We start from the raw sequence: 17842 nt of genomic DNA, 5'->3' as shown, positions 1-17842 counted from the left end.
AACAGGTCTTAGGACTAAGTTTAGGGCTGAGCAGTAAAGATGAGTCAACACGACGACATTGAATATCAATTAGATACTTTGGCAATTCGTACCGGACACAACCGTACAATTGAAGGCGAACACAGTGAGCCAATTTTCCTGACTTCATCATTTGTTTGTGAAAATGCTGCCGATGCAGCTGCAAAATTCTCAGGTGAAATTGAAGGCAATACCTATTCACGTTATACCAACCCAACTGTACAGGCTTTTGAAAAACGCTTGGCAGTATTAGATGGTGCAGAACGTGCGGTTGCGACAAGTTCGGGTATGGCGGCCGTTCATGCGATCACTTTGGCTTATCTTAAAGCGGGTGATCATGTAGTCTGTTCACGTGCTGTATTTGGCTCGATCATTTCACTATTTGAAAAATACGTGATGAAGTTTGGTGTCGATGTCACTTTTGTTGATTTAGAAGATTTAGACAGCTGGAAACAAGCCATTCGTCCAAACACACGTCTTTTATTTATTGAAACGCCATCGAATCCATTGGCACAAGTAGGCGATTTACAAGCCATTGCCGATATTGCACATGCAAATAATGCTTTATTTGCAGTTGATAACACCTTCTGTACCCCAGTTTTACAACAACCAATTAAATTTGGTGCTGACCTAATTATCTACTCATCGACCAAATATATTGATGGGCAAGGGCGTGCTTTAGGCGGCGCTGTGGTAGGTAAAGACAAACTGGTTGAAGAAATCAACGGTGTGATTCGTACTTTGGGTAACTCATTAAGTCCATTTAACGCATGGATCTTCTTAAAAGGTTTAGAAACTTTAAGCCTGCGGATGAAAGCACATTGTGCCAGCGCACAAAAACTTGCCGAGTGGCTAGATGCACATCCAAAAGTTGAAAAAGTGTATTATGCAGGCTTGCCGCATCACGCGGGGCATGAGTTGGCGAAAAAGCAACAGTCTGGCTTTGGTGGTGTTGTATCTTTTGTGGTGAAAGGCGAGCGTGAAGGCGCGTGGACTGTGATTGACAACACACGCTTCCTATCTATCACCAGTAATTTGGGCGATGTAAAATCAACCATTACCCATCCTGCAACAACATCGCATGGCAGAATGACCCCAGAAGCCAAACAAGCAGCAGGTATCAGCGAAGGTTTAATTCGTGTTTCTGTTGGCTTGGAAGATATTGATGATATTATTCGCGACATCGAGCGCGGTTTAGACCTCATTTAAAACTAAATAGATCATTTGTTCGGAGATTTTTATGAACATTAATATGTTGATGCAGCAAGCACAGCGCATGCAAAAAGAAGTGGAAAACAACATTAAAAAAGCCAAAGAAGAACTTGCGCAAACTGAAGTGCATGCAGAAGCAGGTGGTGGTTTAGTGAAAGTGACTATGACCTGCCGTAATGTGGTCAAACGCATTGAAATCAACCCTGAATTATTGCAAGACGATGCAGACATGATTGAAGATTTGATTGCCGCTGCAATGAATGATGCTGCCCGTCAAGCCGAAGCAATTTCTGAAGAAAAAATGAAGTCTGCAAACTCAGGCATGGGCTTGCCACCGGGCTTGGCTGGTTTATTCTAAGGAACGGCGTATGTTTAGTGATCGTTTTGATCAACTGGTACAAGCGCTACGCATTTTGCCAAGTGTTGGGCCAAAATCGGCTCAACGCATGGCATTGCACCTGATTATGAAAAATAGAGAAGGTGCAGTCGGTTTGGCTCATGCTTTGAACGAAGCTACTAGCTATATTCATGAATGTTCAATTTGTCACTCATTAACGGAAGATGAAGTCTGCAATATTTGCGCCTCACATGATCGTGATGCACACTTACTTTGCGTGGTGGAATCTCCGGCCGATGTCATGGCGATTGAGCAAAGCGGCAGTTTTCGTGGCAAATACCATGTTTTAGGTGGGCATTTATCGCCATTAGATGGCATTGGGCCTGACGAAATTGGTATTCCGTATTTGGTTCAGCGTTTAAGTGATGGCAACATTACTGAAGTCATTTTGGCGACCAATGCAACCGTAGAAGGTCAAGCGACAGCACACTATTTGGTAGAAGCAACCAAACATTTGCCTGTGCAGATGACCCGTATTGCGCAAGGTGTGCCGCAAGGTGGTGAACTTGAATATGTCGATAGTCATACTTTAAGTCAGGCGGTGCATAATCGGATGCGAATGAAATAAGCATTTAGGTGCTTATTTCATGTGAATAGTCATTTGATAAATCATCCATGAAAAGGACTACTTGCCTTTAAAGCCAATAAAAAATCAAATTAAGATAAAAAAACGATAAAAAATTTAAATTTTCACTGTATCGACTTAGAAATAAGATAAAAATTGAAAATACTGGACATATTTTTATAGCTAAATGCTATTTAATGTTTAAAATGAACCCCTAGAGAATCCTGTTTTACCTGCTCGCTATGTTCCAATTTATTCACCAACAAAAAGACTTTGAAAATGTCTTGGCATTAATGAGCCAAAACAGCATTTATGGTTTAGACACCGAATTTATTAAGGTCGATACTTTATGGCCAAAATTGGGTGTATTCCAAATTAATGTGAATGATCAGGTCTATTTGTTAGATGGGACTTCGTTAAATTTAAGTGCATTTTGGGAAAAACTGTTTCAAGCGCAGCAAAATATTTTTCATGCCTGCGGTGAAGATATTGATTTAATTTATCATTATGCACAGCAAAAAAACTTAGATAACGTGTTTGATACCCAAGTTGGCATGTCATTTTTAGGGCATGGTTTACAAGTCAGTTATCAAAACGCTTTAAAAACCATGCTCAATGTCGATATTGATAAAGGGCAAACTCGCTCAGACTGGCTTGCACGTCCGTTGTCCGATGAGCAGTTAAATTATGCTGCCAATGATGTGCTGTATCTAATGCAATTGGCAGATAAGGTACAAACCGACTTAAAACAAAATTATTTACTGGATTTTGCACAAGAAGATTGCCGCAATTTAACTCAGGAAATTGGTGAAGAAACACCTTTAGAGTTGTTGTATCAGGATGTGGGCAACTATCGTCATTCACGCCGTCAACTTATGCAATTACAACAATTGGCCGTTTGGCGTGAGCAAATGGTAAAAGCCTTAAACCAACCACGTAGTTTTATTTTGCGTAATTCTACTATGCTGGACTTGGTCGAGAAAAATCCTAAAAATCAGTTCCAGCTCAGTACTATTAAAGATTTACGTGCGCATATTGTGCGTGAACATGGCAAAACTATTTTAGATTTAATTAAATATTTGCCTGATCAATCACAATGGCCATTACGTATGGCGCGACCAATTCGTCATTCTTCAAAAGAAGTGGGCGAAAATGTAGAACAGGTGATTCAACGTGCCGTACAGGAAACTCAAATTCCAAAAGAAGTTTTGCTGCGTAAAAAATGGCTCAATGCGCTTTATCAGCATGTGGTATTTCATAACGATGAGCAAGATTTGCCTAACTATTTGTTAGGTTGGCGTTATGAATTACTTACCAAGCCTTTAATTGAAGTTTTACATGCCGACGAGCGTTATTTGTCTGGTCAGATGAAAGTTGCTGAATAAATCAAACCGATCCACATTTTAAATAAAGCCGTTTTTCACCTGAAAATGGATGAATTTTCACGCCATTCTTTGTTTGAGTGTAAACATAGACCAATGCGTTAATAATGGTTAATGTATCTCGGTTTTTTTTGTTGTATCCTTTGCCTGAGTTTTTAGAGTTTTGTTGTTTATGCACTGTTCAATTTATAAATCGAGCAAAAAAGATGAGATGTATTTATACATCGCCCGTCCTGAGCAAACTGAAGATCAAGCAGAAGCGTTTAACCCGCTAGAGGTTTTACCTGAGCCAATGCGAGTTGCATTTGGTCGTGCGACATTTGTAATGGATTTGCAACTGTCTGAAAGCCGTAAGTTGGCACGTGTGAATGTTTTGCATGTCATGGATTCTATTCAAACACGTGGCTTCTTTATTCAAGTGCCACCAGAAGGCTTAATTAACCCAAATGCCGTTGAACCAGAAGGTTTACGTGGTGCTTAAGCTTTATTCAGGAGTTGAGAAATGAATAGTGTGATGACTGGATTGGATTCAATTCCTGAAACTGCAATTGCTGTTTCTGTTTATTTGTTGGGGAGTGCCATTATTTTATGGTGCTGGTACGAAATTGCCAAACGCTTGCCCAATCCGTTAGGTGGTATCACTTGGATTGTGCTGTTTGCAATTTTACTTACCCCAACAGTATCAGAAGGCAGCAATGCAGCACTTGCCCCAGCCATCTTTGGACTTCTTTTTGGTGTTTTAACCAAAGAAACCCCATTGGTTTGGTCTAATTTATCTGCCATTTTATTTGTGATCGGTCTTGGCTTATTGATCGGTTATTTCTGGTCAAGATACTGTCTTAAACAAACGACTTATAAAGCCAAGAAAAATACCTCACCACTGTAACTAAAACAATTAAGGTAAAATCATGTCTGTTGATGCGCAACAATTTTCGGGTACAGATCAGTACATTGCGACTGATAGTTTAAAACTTGCGGTGAAAGCCGCACGTGCTTTGCAAAAACCGCTTTTGGTGAAAGGTGAGCCAGGTACAGGTAAAACCTTATTGGCAGAGCAAGTTGCTAAAAGTTTGGGTTTAAAGTTGATTACATGGCACATTAAATCGACCACCAAAGCGCAGCAAGGTTTATATGAATATGATGCAGTGTCGCGTTTGCGTGACAGCCAACTGGGCGATGACCGTGTGTATGACGTTAAAAACTATATTAAACCCGGGAAATTGTGGGAAGCATTTACCAGCGAAGAACGCTGTGTGTTGTTGATTGATGAAATTGACAAGGCAGATATTGAATTCCCAAATGACCTGCTACATGAACTCGATAAAATGTCGTTTTATGTTTATGAAACAGGCGAAACCATTACGGCAACACAACGTCCAATCGTGATCATCACATCAAATAATGAAAAAGAGCTGCCAGACGCTTTTTTACGTCGTTGTTTCTTCCATTATATTGATTTCCCAGATGAAGCGACCATGCGCGATATTATCGATGTGCATTTCCCGAATATTTCAAGCACATTGGTTTCAGAAGCTTTACAAGTTTTCTTTAAATTGCGCCAAGTTCCGGGCTTAAAAAAACCACCATCTACGTCTGAATTAATTGATTGGTTAAGCCTATTGATGGCAGATGACATGCCGGAAGATATTTTGCGTAATAGCGATAAAAGCAAAGCCATTCCGCCTTTATACGGTGCATTAATCAAAAATGAACAAGATGTGCAATTGCTTGAGCGTTTAGCCTTTATGTCGCGCCGTTAAGGGAGGACAACGCCATGTTCGTGCGCTTGTTTTATACCTTGCGACGTTACGGTGTACCTGTCACCACACGTGAATTGATTGACTTAAATCAGGCGGTGGCATCGGGTCTGGTTTTTGCAGATCAAGATGAATTCTATCAACTTGTTAAAACCGTCATGGTCAAAGATGAGCGTTTTTTTGACAAGTTTGACCGTGCCATGAAAGATTATTTTGATGGCATTTCCACTTTTGATTTAGATGATTTACTGCAGCAAGTTCATCAATTGCCTAAAGACTGGTTCGACTTAGAACTATTAGAAAAACATCTCACGCCAGAACAACGCGAAGAGCTGAAAAAAGCAGGTTCTTTAGAAGAATTGATGAAAATGCTGGAAGAGCGTTTACGCGAGCAGCATAAAAAGCATCAGGGTGGCAACCGTATGATTGGTACGGGCGGTACATCACCGTTTGGTGCTTTTGGTGATCATCCTGAAGGTGTACGCATTGGTGGGCCTGGACGTAAGCGTTCAGCTGTTAAAGTCTGGGAGCAGCGTCAGTATCGAAATTTAGACGATGAACAGATTTTAGGTACACGACAAATGCAATTGGCACTGCGTCGTTTGCGTAAATTTGCCCGTCAAGGTGCAGCTGAAGAATTGGATATTGATGGCACTATCCGAGAAACTGCCAAACAGGGCATTTTAGATGTGCAATTGGTGCCAGAACGTCGTAATCGCGTCAAAGTGTTGATGTTGTTTGATGTGGGTGGCTCGATGGATGCACACATCGCCCAATGTGAAAAACTGTTTAGTGCGGCCAAAACTGAGTTTAAAACCCTCGAATATTTTTATTTCCACAACTGTTTATACGACTATGTTTGGAAAGACAATTTACGCCGTAGCAGTACCCGTATGAATACGTGGGATTTATTTAATACCTATGGACGCGACTATCGGGTAATTGTGGTCGGTGATGCGAGTATGGCACCTTATGAGCTGAATTCGATTGGTGGTTCGGTAGAATATATGAATGATGAGGCAGGGCAAGTTTGGTTACAACGTCTGCGTCAGCATTTTGAAAAAACCGCATGGCTGAATCCTGAACAGGAAGGCTATTGGCATTACACACATACCATTGGTTTAATTCGACAAATTTTTGAAAATCATATGTATCCAATGACTTTAAAAGGCATTGAAGATATGACGAAATATTTGGCGCGATAAGCGCCATTTTTTCCATTAATTTTTTATCAATATCAGTTATTGCATGCATATTGATGAAATAGCAATACGATAAGCAACGTGAATTTCAATTTGAGGGGATCGAGATGGAACATCAAATTAATGGCATCGCATTACCGAATGAAGAAGGTTTTTTCGGACAATATGGCGGGCAGTTTATTCCACCGCATTTAAAAGAAGCCATGGATGAAATTAACCTTGCTTATGAAGAAATTCGTCATACAGCAGAATTTCAAAATGAATTAAAAGATTTATTTGCAAATTATGTAGGGCGCCCGAGTCCTTTGTTTCATGCAAAGCGTTTATCTGAACAGTTGGGTGGTGCGCAAATTTATTTGAAACGTGAAGATTTAAATCATACAGGTGCACATAAAATCAATCACTGTTTAGGTGAAGCATTGCTAGCCAAATATATGGGTAAAACCAAAGTGATTGCAGAAACAGGTGCGGGACAGCACGGGGTAGCCTTGGCGACGGCATGTGCGCTTGTGGGCATTCCATGTGAAATTCACATGGGACAAGTTGATATTGAAAAAGAACATCCAAACGTCGTGAAAATGAAAATTTTAGGTGCTAACCTGATTTCAGTCACACGTGGTACAGCGACTTTAAAAGATGCTGTAGACAGTGCTTTTGAAGAATACTTAAAAGACCCGAAAAATTATATTTATGCAATTGGTTCGGTGGTTGGCCCACACCCATTTCCAAAAATGGTACGTGATTTCCAAGCAATTATTGGCGATGAAATTAAAATGCAAAGCCAAGAACGCTTTGGAGTAAATCCAGATTATATCGTGGCATGTGTGGGCGGTGGTTCAAACGCAGTGGGTGCATTTACCGCATTCTTAAATGACCCAGAAGTTAAGCTTGTGGGTGTAGAACCTGCAGGTCATGGTTTAGATACAGATCAGCACTCTGCAACCTTAACTTTGGGTAAACCGGGTCAATTACACGGTATGGCGTGTTATGTGCTTGAAGATGAACAAGGCGAGCCATTGCCAGTACATTCAATTGCTTCAGGTTTGGATTATCCGGGTGTGGGGCCGCAGCATAGCTTCTTAAAAGACATTGGTCGCGTGGAGTATTCAACGGCAACTGACCAAGAATGTTTAGATGCCTTTATGACGTTGTCACGTGTAGAGGGTATTGTACCTGCTTTGGAAAGCTCACATGCGGTGGCGTGGGCATTACGTGAAGCACCAAAAATGGCAAAAAACGTGAAAATTGTGGTTAATCTTTCAGGTCGTGGTGATAAAGATTCAGACTATGTAGCAGAAAAATTAGGTTTGAATTAATTCTACTGAATATGAAAAACCGCCTAAATGTGTAAGTTTAGGCGGTTTTTTTATCTTTACTTTATATTTGGCAGGTTTTATAAAACAGTGTCTTAGCTTGCAATATATTGTTGTAACTGCTCGATCAGTTTGCGCTGATCATCCATAGTCGCTTTCACCAAGTCACCAATCGACACTAAACCTACCAACTGCTCACCTTCAAGTACAGGTAAGTGACGTAAATGATGGTCAGTAATTAAGTTTAAGCATTCTTTCACACTGGTGTTTTTGGTCACGGTCAGTACTTTAGCAGTCATAATTTCACTAACCGTTGTGCTTTTAGAAGTTCGTTCCATCAAAATAACTTTACGGGTGTAATCACGCTCAGACAGAATACCAACCACATGATTGTTTTGATCGGTAACCACCAACGCACCAATGCCTTTTTCAGCCATTAAACTAATTGCTTCTAAAACCGTTGCTTCTGGGCGAATTGTGTAAATTTCGTGATGTGCTTTATCTTGTAAAACGTGAGTTACCTTGGTCATATTCTGTGTCCTGATTTGTTGTTTATTGTTTGACTTTTAAAGTAACGTGAATTGTAAAAATTGCAAATACTTTAGAGTCACGATTGTTGATTTTTACGTCAATTCTATTCAGTTTTTATTTAAGCAATATTTAACGCATGTTCATTAAAAAAGAAATGCTTCATTTGTGAAGTGGTCAGTTTAATTTTTTGACTTGACGAACCAAACAAGGTTGGCGTGACATTTAAACGGGTGAGCGTTGGTAATAAAAAAGTCTCAAAATCCTGCGCGGAAATTTTACGAGGACTATATTGTGGCCAGTGTTTAGCAGCATATTTATGCGCTTGTACCGCATTTAACCAAAAAGGGAAAATATAATCATCGTGATCTGAACTCATTGCCCAACCTTGATGGAATAAACCCCAAAGTACACCGCAGTACATCATTGATTTTAATAGTGTAACTTTAAGCAGAAAATCCTTTGGTAAAGGGTGGAGTTGGTTAATCTGATTCATAATCAAGCAAGGTTGTAAAATTTGGCTATATTGTAAAAAGAATTGATGAATATACCGTTTAAGCTTTGCTTAAAATCGTAAACAAATATGTATTTATGGTTGGAGCATCTAAAAAAAGGGTCAAAAAAAACGCCACCTAAGTGACGTTTTATTATGCTTGCATGGTGGCCATGTTTTGCCAGTATTGCGCTTTCAATGAATCACGTTCTACGCGGAAACCTTGATAATACAGTTCTGCTAAGAACATTGCCGCTTTACCATGTCCTGCACGTGCAGCTTCTTCGAGTTGTTTTACCGCGTCTTGGAAGTTCATTTGTGAATGAATCGTGTTTACTGCATTTGCATAAACATGCTCTAAGTCATGGTGAGAGATCGTTTGAATCATATTAAACTCCTTATTGTAATTATGATTACTTATTTAAGCCTACCTTTTAGGCTTCATATCAATTTAACGCTTTATTGTTAAACTAATATTACAATTTGATTGAATTGTCAAACAATTATCGGGGTTAATGAGCATATTTCAAGTTTACATGATTAAACATTGAACAAGTTTAATTTTGATTAAACTAAAGCTCTAAGCATGATAAAAAAGGAGAACAACATGACAAGATCCGTAGACGGATGTGCTTTTGATGTACCTCCATTGACTTCTCAAATTATTGAGTTGGCACATCATCACCGTAAAAAACTAGATGAGGTAATTTTCCGTCGAGATGTTCATTTAGGTGAATACTGCTTGGCGCAACGTAAACGTGTGGCTGACTTTGCTAAAACTTTAGAGCGAAGCGATCGTATAGAGTTTTATCGTAATTATGATGGTGAATTACTCCGTATTGCCGATGAAGATGAACTGCATCCTGCCGAAGCAGAGGGCGGTGTCAGTGTATTTGCTATTTTCTTGGTGCTTGCAGTCATTGCATTGGTTTTATACTTTGCGGTAATTCGTGGCACGATTGGCTAAAGCTAAATCCTTTGTAGAATTTGTAGAAAAAGGCTCAATTTTTACTGTGACGATACAGTAAAATTGAGCTGTTTAACTTGTACATCTCACAAGGGCATCCTACACTAAGGCGATTAGAGGTAGGTCATGCACAACGCAATTCAAAAAACGATTCAATTTATTTCTCAACTGAAACTCGAGCAAATTTATAATATTGTTGTGCTGAGTATCATTTTTATTATTTTAACTTTAGCAAGTGTTGCGCTTTATCGCCCAGTTGGGGTGCAACAATTTCAAAATGTTGAGCGTTTGTCACAACAATCTATGTATGCCAATACCCAAGACATGGCAGTTCATTTACTCAATCAACGTCCGATTCGTTATGTGCATTATTTAAAGTTGATGCAGGCACATCAAATGGAGCAAGATCGGGCTCAACAACTTCCTGCCTTGGTGCAAGAGTAATTTTTTCTGTTGGCATGTTATTCATATTGTGCGGTGTCGGTGTTAAAGATGTTGGTGCGAGTAAATTGTCCTGCAGCATTTTTACCAATGCGGCTTTATCTAAATGTTCGCTCACAATTACTAAAGTTAAACGATCAGGATGCAAATGTTTGCGAATTGCACGTTGCACATCTTCAGCGGTAACTTTTTCCACTCGTTCTGCATAATCACTTAAATAATTTGCAGGAAGTCGATAAAAACCGATGTGCCCAAGCTGGGCATTAATACTGGCATTGCTGCTGTATTGATTCGGAAATGCACGAATTAAACCTGCTTTGGTTTCTTTTAATTGTTCTAAATTCATAGGTTGTTGTACAAACTGAATTAGGCTCTGGTGAGCGACTTGAATACTATCGAGTAACTGATCTTGGCGCGTAGAATAGCCTAAGCTAAACAAACCCGCTGCTTGGGTAAAACGAAACGAACTGCTAACACCGTAAGTGTAGCCACGTTTTACTCGTAATTCTTTCATCAAAATTGAATTGAAACTGCTGCCGCCCAGCATTTTATTGGCAATTTCTAAAGCCAAATAGTCAGGATCATCCCGTGTAGTAGCAAGTTGTGCAATACTGACATGCGCCTGTTGTGACCGGTAGGGAATATGCTGGATGTTGAAACGTGTTGCAGGTGTAGGCTGTGGCAAAGCTGTTGCTGCAACACCTTGGGCAATATGTGCGCTGATGGTATTGGCAAGTTTTTCTGCTTCTTTTAAGGTTAATTTGCCTGTAATGGCAATGTTCATATTTTGCGCGACCAGAAACTGATCTCTAAATTGTTGTAAGTGCTTTGGTTGAATTCGTTTGATGCTGCCATTGGTGCCTGTAATGGGTTCTGAATAGGCATGTTGTCCGTAAATTGCGCGATATAAGCGAATATTCATTAAACGGCTTGGATTTTCTTGCAGTTGTTTTTGCCCAATTTGTGTATTGCTTTGCACACGCTGGATATTAGAACGCTCAAAAGTTGCATGTTTCAGTATTTCCAGCATCATTTTGACGGCAGTTTGCATTTTCTGCGGATCAGACAGTGTTCTTAGCCGTACCACAAACATATCGCGGTACGCCGTGGTACTAAAACGTGCGCCTGTGGTTTCAAAGGCTGCGGCAATTTCCTCTGCCTTATAACGCTTGGTGCCTTCATCAATCAGCTGGGCTGCCATATTGGCAACGCCAAATAAACCTTTTTCAATTTCTGCATCGCGGGCAGAACCTGCATTAAAAGTCAGTTGGATATCAACCATTGGCAAAGCAGGATTTTCGACAAATAAAGTGCGTACGTGTCGATGATTTTTTAATTCATATACCTGTGGAGCGCGAACATCGACCAATTCATTTACGGCATTTAAACTGTGCAGCAAGCTCAAAGATTGTAAAGGCGTACTTACATCTGTTTCAGCAAAATCATGCGCTGCTGTGGTGGCAGTTTCCATCGCAAAGCTAGCAGAACATAGGCTAAAACTAGTGCTTAAAATAAGCGTGCTGAATAGATGTTTTTTCATGAAAATCACAGTTTAAGGTGTTGTGCTTTGAGGTAATAAATACAAGGTGCTAAGTCTGTCTTTGTTAAAGTAACTTTGCGCAACACGTTGCAGATCCTGGGCAGTAATCGCTTGGAAGTGTTGTGGTAAAACATCGATTAAACGGTGACTGAATCCATTGACTTCCAAATTGCCAATGGTTCGGGCTTGTCCTGCCAAATCATCCTGACTATAAATCCAATTGGCCACAAATTGAGTCACCACGCGCTCAATTTCACTTGAATTGACCAAATCCTGTTTTAGCGTATCCACTTCGTTTTGAATCGCGACCTGTGCTTCGCTTAACGTTACACCTGCTGCAGGCAATGCTGAAATACTAAACAAACTATCCCCACGTTGATACGGGTCATAACTGACACTGACTGAGCTAAGAATCTTATTGTTTCTGACCAAGCGCTGTTCTAAACGTGAAGTAATTCCACTGTCTAACAGTTGTTTGATGATAGTGAGCGCGAAGGCATTTTGAGGATTTTTAGCTGTTGCCAATGAACCGACATTCCAAGCCATATATAAATTAGGAACTTGCACAGTCGCAGACAATTCCATGTGCCGATAACCTAATTGTTCAAACTCCAACACATCATTGCGCGGTGGCGTAGGTGCTTTCGGAATATCTCCAAAATACTTTTGGACTTGCAACAATGCGGCTTGATGATCTACATCGCCCACAATCACTAGAATAGCATTATTGGGGCGATACCATTTTTTGTACCACGCCTGTACATCTTGCAGCTGAATGCTTTGCAAGTTTTTCATGTGCCCAATAATGGGTTGGCGATAATGACTGGTTGGGTAGGCAATCCATTTAAAGCGTTCAAAAGCCAAAGCCCGTGGATTATCATCGGTACGTTGCCGCCGTTCTTCCATTACCACCTTAATTTCAGGCTCAAAGTCTTGTTGGCGAAGTAACAAATTACTCATTCTGTCGGCTTCCAACTCTAAAGCCAGTGGGAAATAAGTTTTGGGATAGAGCTGATAATAATTCGTGTAATTGGTAAAGGTTGCTGCATTGACACTGCCACCATAAATACGACTTAAACGGGTAAATTCATCATTCGGCACCTTGGCTGTACCTTTAAACATCATGTGTTCAAGTACGTGCGAAATCCCAAGTGTATTTCCGGACTCATCGCTACTGCCCACTTTGTACCAAATTTGAGTCATCACCATGGGAGAACGATGGTCTTCACGGATAATGACTTTTAAACCATTGTTGAGTGTGGTTTCAAAAGTGTTATTCGCAGCTAAAACTTCAGCATGGCTAATCGAAGCTGTTAAACCCCAAAGCAACGCACAAACAGACTTCATCGAAAATTGGAACATAAGCAAGTGGAGATCAATCGTTATCGGCTTATCTTTCAGAAATTAAAGCGGAAAGGCAAGGATTGCTGTAGGTATTTTTTGTATGCGGCTATGTGGTTGGAATACGAGGTAAAAGCAATTGGTTTATGTTAGAATCCGATTTTTTAACGCAATGCTTTTCAAGGATTCGGCATGCAACAGCAATCTAATGGGCAAAATAAATTTTTGATTGATGCTGATATCGGAGATGATGATGTCACATTACCGAATTTACCAGCGGTAAATATTCCGATTGTTGAAACAACACCTCTACAACAAGCAGAAACCTCTGAACATGCTGCAGAAACATCATCAGACACGGATGCGCCTGCGAAAGGTGGTTTCTTTAGTCGCATGAAAGAAGGGTTAACCAAAACCCGTAAAAACTTTGCCGATGGCATGGTGAATATTCTGATTGGCGGTAAAGAAATTGATGATGAATTATTAGAAGAAGTCGAAGAACAACTGTTGGTTGCAGATATTGGTGTAGATGCAACGAAAACCATTATTGCCAATTTGACCGAGCGTACTGCGCGTGGCGACTTAATTTATTCACATTCTTTATATAAGGCTTTGCAAGAAGAATTAGTGGCTTTGCTTGCGCCACGGGTAAAACCTTTACATATTGATGCCAATAAAACCCCTTATGTGATTTTAGTCGTGGGTGTGAATGGTGTAGGTAAAACCACAACCATTGGCAAGTTAGCGAAACGCTTACAAGGCGAAGGTAAAAAAGTCATGTTGGCCGCAGGGGATACTTTCCGTGCTGCAGCGACAGAACAATTGCAGATTTGGGGTGAGCGTAACGATGTTGCCGTTGTTGCACAAGGTCACGGTGCAGACAGTGCTTCTGTTATTTTCGATGCGTTTGAAAGTGCGCGTGCCAAAGGCATTGATGTGTTAATTGCAGATACTGCTGGACGTTTGCATAACAAAAGCAACCTGATGCAAGAATTGACTAAAGTTAAGCGTGTGATGCAAAAAATTGATGCGACTGCACCGCATGAAGTGATGTTGGTTGTGGATGCAGGCACGGGTCAAAATGCCATTAACCAAGTTGAAATGTTTGATGAGGCTGTTGGCTTAACAGGCATCACCATCACTAAACTGGACGGCACTGCAAAAGGCGGCGTGTTATTTAACATTGCAAGCCGTAGCCATGTGCCAATTCGCTTTATTGGTGTGGGTGAAAAAATTGATGATTTACGTCCATTCTCAGCCAAAGCATTTGTTGCAGCACTGTTTGAAACTGAAAAATAAGTTCTGAATTAAGTTTTAAAGCTAAAATGTAAAATGCTGTAAGTTTCACACAAACTTCGCAAAATGCGGAGTTTGTTGTTTTTAGCGGGTTTGAGTGTTGTAAAAAGCAGCAGCTAAAAATACGAATGTGAATAAAAGCACTTTCGTCTATATAGAATAAGAAAAAATATTAGATTGATTTTGATTGATTTTTTGGGGAAGTCAAAATGACACTGTTAAATAAAATTGGTCATGTGCTTACAGCAGATATCACGAAAGACTTTAAGCTTAAGAAAAAGCCGAACTATGACGCAAATGAACTGACTTTCATCGATCAATTAAAAAAGCGCCGTAGTATTTATGCTTTAGGAAAACGCGTTCATTTTAGCCAAACTTATATGACCGAGCTGATTCAGGAAGCTGTGCGTAGCTGTCCATCGGCACATCATTCACAAAGTACGCGCGTGGTTATTTTATTTTCTGAATCACATAAAAAATTTTGGAATTTAGTACAGGAAGTACAACGTCAGTTTGTACCAGAGCAGGTTTTTCCAGGTACTAAAATGAAAATCGAACAATGTGCAGCAGCTTTTGGCACGGTATTGTTCTATGAAGATCAACAAGTGATTCGTCAATTGCAAAAGAAAATTCCATTTAATGCTGCAGAATTTCCAATTTGGTCGGAGCAAACTTCAGGCATGGCGCAATTTGCAGTGTGGACAGCATTGGCAGATTCAGGCGTGGGTGCATCTTTACAGCATTATAATCCAAACATAGACCGTGCTGTGGCAGAGCATTTTGATATTCCAGATACATGGTTGTTACGTTCACAACTCGTTTTTGGATCAATTGAAGAAGAAGTAACCGAACGGAGTCATGCACACTATCAAAATCAATTTAAAGTCTATGCTTAAATAACAGCATTTGATGAAGATTGGTCAAATCAGCTTATTATTATGTGCTACAAAGAGCGAACCGCAGCATATTTATATTGCAATAGACTATATCTATAGAATAAAAGGTAATAGGGTCTGTTGACACTTCGTCTATGTTTGCGACGTGAGAGATATATCTCGCAAGGTTTTTTAGCTGATATAAGGCATGAGGCAGGAAATTTAGTCATTCTAAATGACTGACTCATAACGCAATAGCAGCAAAAAATATGCTCGTCCTTCGCTGCGCCTTGCGCTGCAAACAAAGCAGTGCTTGTTTTTGCTCAGGCTGTGGCTAAAACTTTCTCAGATTGCGTTATGAAACTTGGCAATAGTCTCGCTATTCCCTGCGTTTCATGCCTGATCTGCTCAGTTTTAGCCTACAGCGCAAGCCATTTATGAAATGTCAACAGACCCTAAATGCAGTCACATACATTTGTCACTTTATATAACTATAATCGTTCTATACATAAAACACACTGTCGTATTTTTTGTAATGTTTATGCTGAATAAAAAGCTTAATATCGCTGTATCAATTAATTTATACAAAATTCTGCAGAGGAATTAAAAATGTCATTTTTAAATCAATTAGAAAAACGCCGTTCAATCTATGCACTTGGTAAAAATGTTTCTGTAGATCAGGCAACTATTGAAAGTACAATCAAACAAGCAGTTCGTTTAAGCCCATCTGCATTTAACTCGCAAACTTCACGTGTTGTGACTTTATACGGTGCATCGCATACACAATTTTGGAACATCGTTTTAGAAACTTTACATAAAATGGTTCCTGCAGAAGCATTTGCAAACACTGAAGCAAAAATTAATAGCTTTATTGCAGGTTTTGGTACAGCTTTATTTTTTGAAGATCAAGATGTTGTAAAAGGTCTACAAGAGCAATTCCCGCTATATGCAGACAACTTCCCAGTATGGTCAGAACATTCGACAGGGATTGCACAATTCGCAGCGTGGACAGCTTTATCTGAAATCAATGTGGGTGCATCATTACAGCACTACAATCCAATCGTAGATGAAGAAGTTGCGCAAACTTATGACATTCCTGCAAACTGGAAACTACGTGCACAATTAGTGTTTGGTTCAATTGAAGCACCTGCTGGTGAAAAAACATTTATGGATGATGCAGCACGTTTCAAAAGCTTTAACTAAGCTCTAGCAACACATACTGCACAGACAAAAAAGTAGGATGATGATTCATCCTACTTTTTTGTTTCTGGGGGTAGTGATGTGCCTTACAACTTACTTATTCATGTGCAAATGCCTAAACCCATGAATTGTCATAAAACTGTCATTTATACATTGCATAGTGCAATCAAACTTTAATAAACGATATAGAGTGAAATATGGCATTTAAATTAGGCATAGCAAGTATTGCATTGATGGCTTGTAGTTCAGCATTTTCAGCAGTAACTATTGCAGTACCTGAAGAAATTAAGTTGCTCGCTGTAAATGATCAACAAATTCGTTCAGGTTTATTCAGTTCTGCACAGCAAGTGAAAGTCAATGCGGGTGAAAATGTCATTAACTTGCGTTATCAACAATATTTTGAACATCATAATGGTGCGCACGATATTTTAAAATCAGACGTCATTACACTCAAAACCCCAATTCTTCAAGATGGCGAAAACTATCGACTCGCTTTGGTAAATCCACCTAAAGACTTCGATGCTGCAAAAGAATTCAAAGATCAACCAAGCGTTGGTTTATATAATCAAAAGAATCAGTTGCTGGTACAACAAACAGGTGCTAAAGCAAACTCAACTGGTTGGTTAGGTGGTAGTTGGCTTAATAAAACTGTAGATACCACTCAAAATAGTGCTGCGGTCAATCAGCCAGCAGCAGTTTATACCGCGGCAGCAGTGTTGCCATCTGAGAAAACCACCTCAGTAACATTGCCTACAGCAAAACAAACACAGGGCAAAGAGCAACAATTGATTCAATTGTGGCAACAAGCCACTAAAGCAGAGCGACAAAAATTCATGTCATGGCTTGCAGAACAAGCCAATTAATGTTGATTTGCAACCAGCTCCATTGAGCTGGTTGTTTTTTGTTATCGCCTTAAAAGGATTTATTTAAAAACCAATCCAGTAACGTGCGAAAAAAAGACAAATTATAAGAAAAGTGTGATAAAAATATGAAATGCGTCTAAAATTTGGGCGGATGGTGCTTTTTTTGAAAAAAAACTAAAAAATATATTGCGTCTATTCAAAAACTGTATAGAATACGCAACACACCAACGCAGTGTTGATTGAATTGGTGCTGTTATTGACGAAATAACAGGAAATCATTAAGAGATTATGAAGAACAACTTGTGTGGATTTTTACTGATTGATCGATCGAACATATTTCATTGATTGATTGGTTTAAATTACTCGAAGTTTATTTGAGCGAAATTTAAGTCAGAAAATTGATGAGCCAGATTTGGAAGTTTAGATTAAAGCTTCAAAATGATTTTAACTGA

The 17842-nt window shown here is 39.6% G+C and carries 20 protein-coding genes; 15 read left to right on the top strand and 5 right to left on the bottom strand.

The genetic code is table 11. From position 1 onward, the window contains the following. The first annotated feature begins 39 nt into the window (after positions 1-39). The 9 genes from FTT74_RS11895 (at position 40) to trpB (ending at position 7849) form a co-directional block, all read left to right on the top strand. Positions 40-1227: an O-succinylhomoserine sulfhydrylase gene (locus tag FTT74_RS11895; protein WP_096901446.1), complete on the top strand. Its 1188-nt coding sequence runs from the start codon at positions 40-42 to the stop codon at positions 1225-1227. A 31-nt stretch (positions 1228-1258) separates the two neighbouring features. Further along, entirely contained in the window at positions 1259-1588 is a 330-nt protein-coding gene (locus FTT74_RS11890) for a YbaB/EbfC family nucleoid-associated protein (RefSeq protein WP_004976621.1), read from the top strand. 10 nt (positions 1589-1598) lie between these two features. Then, positions 1599-2195, top strand: a complete 597-nt coding sequence (gene recR, locus FTT74_RS11885; RefSeq protein WP_019837914.1) for a recombination mediator RecR — start codon at positions 1599-1601, stop codon at positions 2193-2195. A 239-nt stretch (positions 2196-2434) separates the two neighbouring features. Next, positions 2435-3577, top strand: coding sequence for an HRDC domain-containing protein (locus FTT74_RS11880; protein ID WP_096901447.1), 1143 nt, complete (start codon positions 2435-2437; stop codon positions 3575-3577). Between the two features lie 169 nt (positions 3578-3746). Then, on the top strand, positions 3747-4055 hold the full coding sequence (locus tag FTT74_RS11875; protein WP_004976615.1) for a YcgL domain-containing protein: 309 nt from the start codon (positions 3747-3749) through the stop codon (positions 4053-4055). A gap of 21 nt (positions 4056-4076) precedes the next feature. Beyond that, the gene (locus FTT74_RS11870) at positions 4077-4460 is read left to right on the top strand and encodes a hypothetical protein (RefSeq protein WP_096901448.1); all 384 of its coding nucleotides are present in this window, start codon (positions 4077-4079) and stop codon (positions 4458-4460) included. A 22-nt stretch (positions 4461-4482) separates the two neighbouring features. Beyond that, positions 4483-5334 (top strand): MoxR family ATPase, encoded by an 852-nt coding sequence (locus FTT74_RS11865; protein ID WP_004976610.1) that lies wholly within the window; start codon positions 4483-4485, stop codon positions 5332-5334. A gap of 14 nt (positions 5335-5348) precedes the next feature. After that, positions 5349-6536 (top strand): VWA domain-containing protein, encoded by a 1188-nt coding sequence (locus FTT74_RS11860; protein WP_178319350.1) that lies wholly within the window; start codon positions 5349-5351, stop codon positions 6534-6536. Between the two features lie 104 nt (positions 6537-6640). Continuing rightward, the gene (gene trpB / locus FTT74_RS11855) at positions 6641-7849 is read left to right on the top strand and encodes a tryptophan synthase subunit beta (RefSeq protein ID WP_167845989.1); all 1209 of its coding nucleotides are present in this window, start codon (positions 6641-6643) and stop codon (positions 7847-7849) included. A gap of 92 nt (positions 7850-7941) precedes the next feature. Here trpB and FTT74_RS11850 read toward each other — a convergent pair whose 3' ends face one another. The 3 genes from FTT74_RS11850 to FTT74_RS11840 form a co-directional block, all read right to left on the bottom strand. After that, positions 7942-8376, bottom strand: coding sequence for a CBS domain-containing protein (locus FTT74_RS11850; protein WP_004976604.1), 435 nt, complete (start codon positions 8374-8376; stop codon positions 7942-7944). 119 nt (positions 8377-8495) lie between these two features. Continuing rightward, positions 8496-8870 (bottom strand): DUF2750 domain-containing protein, encoded by a 375-nt coding sequence (locus FTT74_RS11845; protein ID WP_179989092.1) that lies wholly within the window; start codon positions 8868-8870, stop codon positions 8496-8498. Positions 8871-9021: 151 nt separating this feature from the next. After that, a complete protein-coding gene (locus FTT74_RS11840) occupies positions 9022-9255 on the bottom strand; it encodes a hypothetical protein (RefSeq protein ID WP_004976599.1) in 234 nt (77 codons plus the stop codon). A gap of 219 nt (positions 9256-9474) precedes the next feature. Here FTT74_RS11840 and FTT74_RS11835 point away from each other — a divergent pair, with 219 nt between their 5' ends. Continuing rightward, positions 9475-9834 carry a hypothetical protein gene (locus FTT74_RS11835; RefSeq protein WP_004976597.1) on the top strand — a complete coding sequence of 120 codons (360 nt, stop codon included), beginning with the start codon at positions 9475-9477 and terminating at the stop codon, positions 9832-9834. Positions 9835-9960: 126 nt separating this feature from the next. After that, positions 9961-10278 carry a hypothetical protein gene (locus FTT74_RS11830; protein ID WP_004976594.1) on the top strand — a complete coding sequence of 106 codons (318 nt, stop codon included), beginning with the start codon at positions 9961-9963 and terminating at the stop codon, positions 10276-10278. On the opposite strand, the gene FTT74_RS11825 is transcribed toward FTT74_RS11830, so the two are convergent. Together FTT74_RS11825 and FTT74_RS11820 are read right to left on the bottom strand one after the other, a co-directional pair. Continuing rightward, positions 10175-11815, bottom strand: coding sequence for a pitrilysin family protein (locus tag FTT74_RS11825; RefSeq protein WP_179989093.1), 1641 nt, complete (start codon positions 11813-11815; stop codon positions 10175-10177). The two genes, FTT74_RS11830 and FTT74_RS11825, sit on opposite strands and share 104 nt — an antisense overlap. A 12-nt stretch (positions 11816-11827) precedes the next feature. Continuing rightward, a complete protein-coding gene (locus FTT74_RS11820; protein ID WP_104851937.1) occupies positions 11828-13177 on the bottom strand; it encodes a pitrilysin family protein in 1350 nt (449 codons plus the stop codon). A gap of 171 nt (positions 13178-13348) precedes the next feature. Between FTT74_RS11820 and ftsY the strand changes: the two genes are divergently transcribed. The 4 genes from ftsY to FTT74_RS11800 all read left to right on the top strand — a co-directional run bounded on the left by ftsY (position 13349) and on the right by FTT74_RS11800 (position 17390). Continuing rightward, a complete protein-coding gene (gene ftsY, locus FTT74_RS11815) occupies positions 13349-14455 on the top strand; it encodes a signal recognition particle-docking protein FtsY (protein WP_004976589.1) in 1107 nt (368 codons plus the stop codon). 206 nt (positions 14456-14661) lie between these two features. Continuing rightward, a complete protein-coding gene (locus tag FTT74_RS11810) occupies positions 14662-15348 on the top strand; it encodes a nitroreductase family protein (RefSeq protein WP_154320761.1) in 687 nt (228 codons plus the stop codon). A gap of 588 nt (positions 15349-15936) precedes the next feature. Beyond that, the gene (locus tag FTT74_RS11805) at positions 15937-16530 is read left to right on the top strand and encodes a nitroreductase family protein (RefSeq protein WP_004976581.1); all 594 of its coding nucleotides are present in this window, start codon (positions 15937-15939) and stop codon (positions 16528-16530) included. Positions 16531-16724: 194 nt separating this feature from the next. Beyond that, entirely contained in the window at positions 16725-17390 is a 666-nt protein-coding gene (locus FTT74_RS11800; RefSeq protein ID WP_096900938.1) for a DUF2057 domain-containing protein, read from the top strand. Positions 17391-17842: the final 452 nt, after the last annotated feature.

The organism is Acinetobacter sp. YH01007 (genome assembly GCF_013420425.1).
Classification (GTDB): domain Bacteria; phylum Pseudomonadota; class Gammaproteobacteria; order Pseudomonadales; family Moraxellaceae; genus Acinetobacter; species Acinetobacter towneri.
The sequence above is the reverse complement of the archived record's forward strand: the minus strand, read 5'-3'. Positions and strand labels throughout refer to the sequence as shown.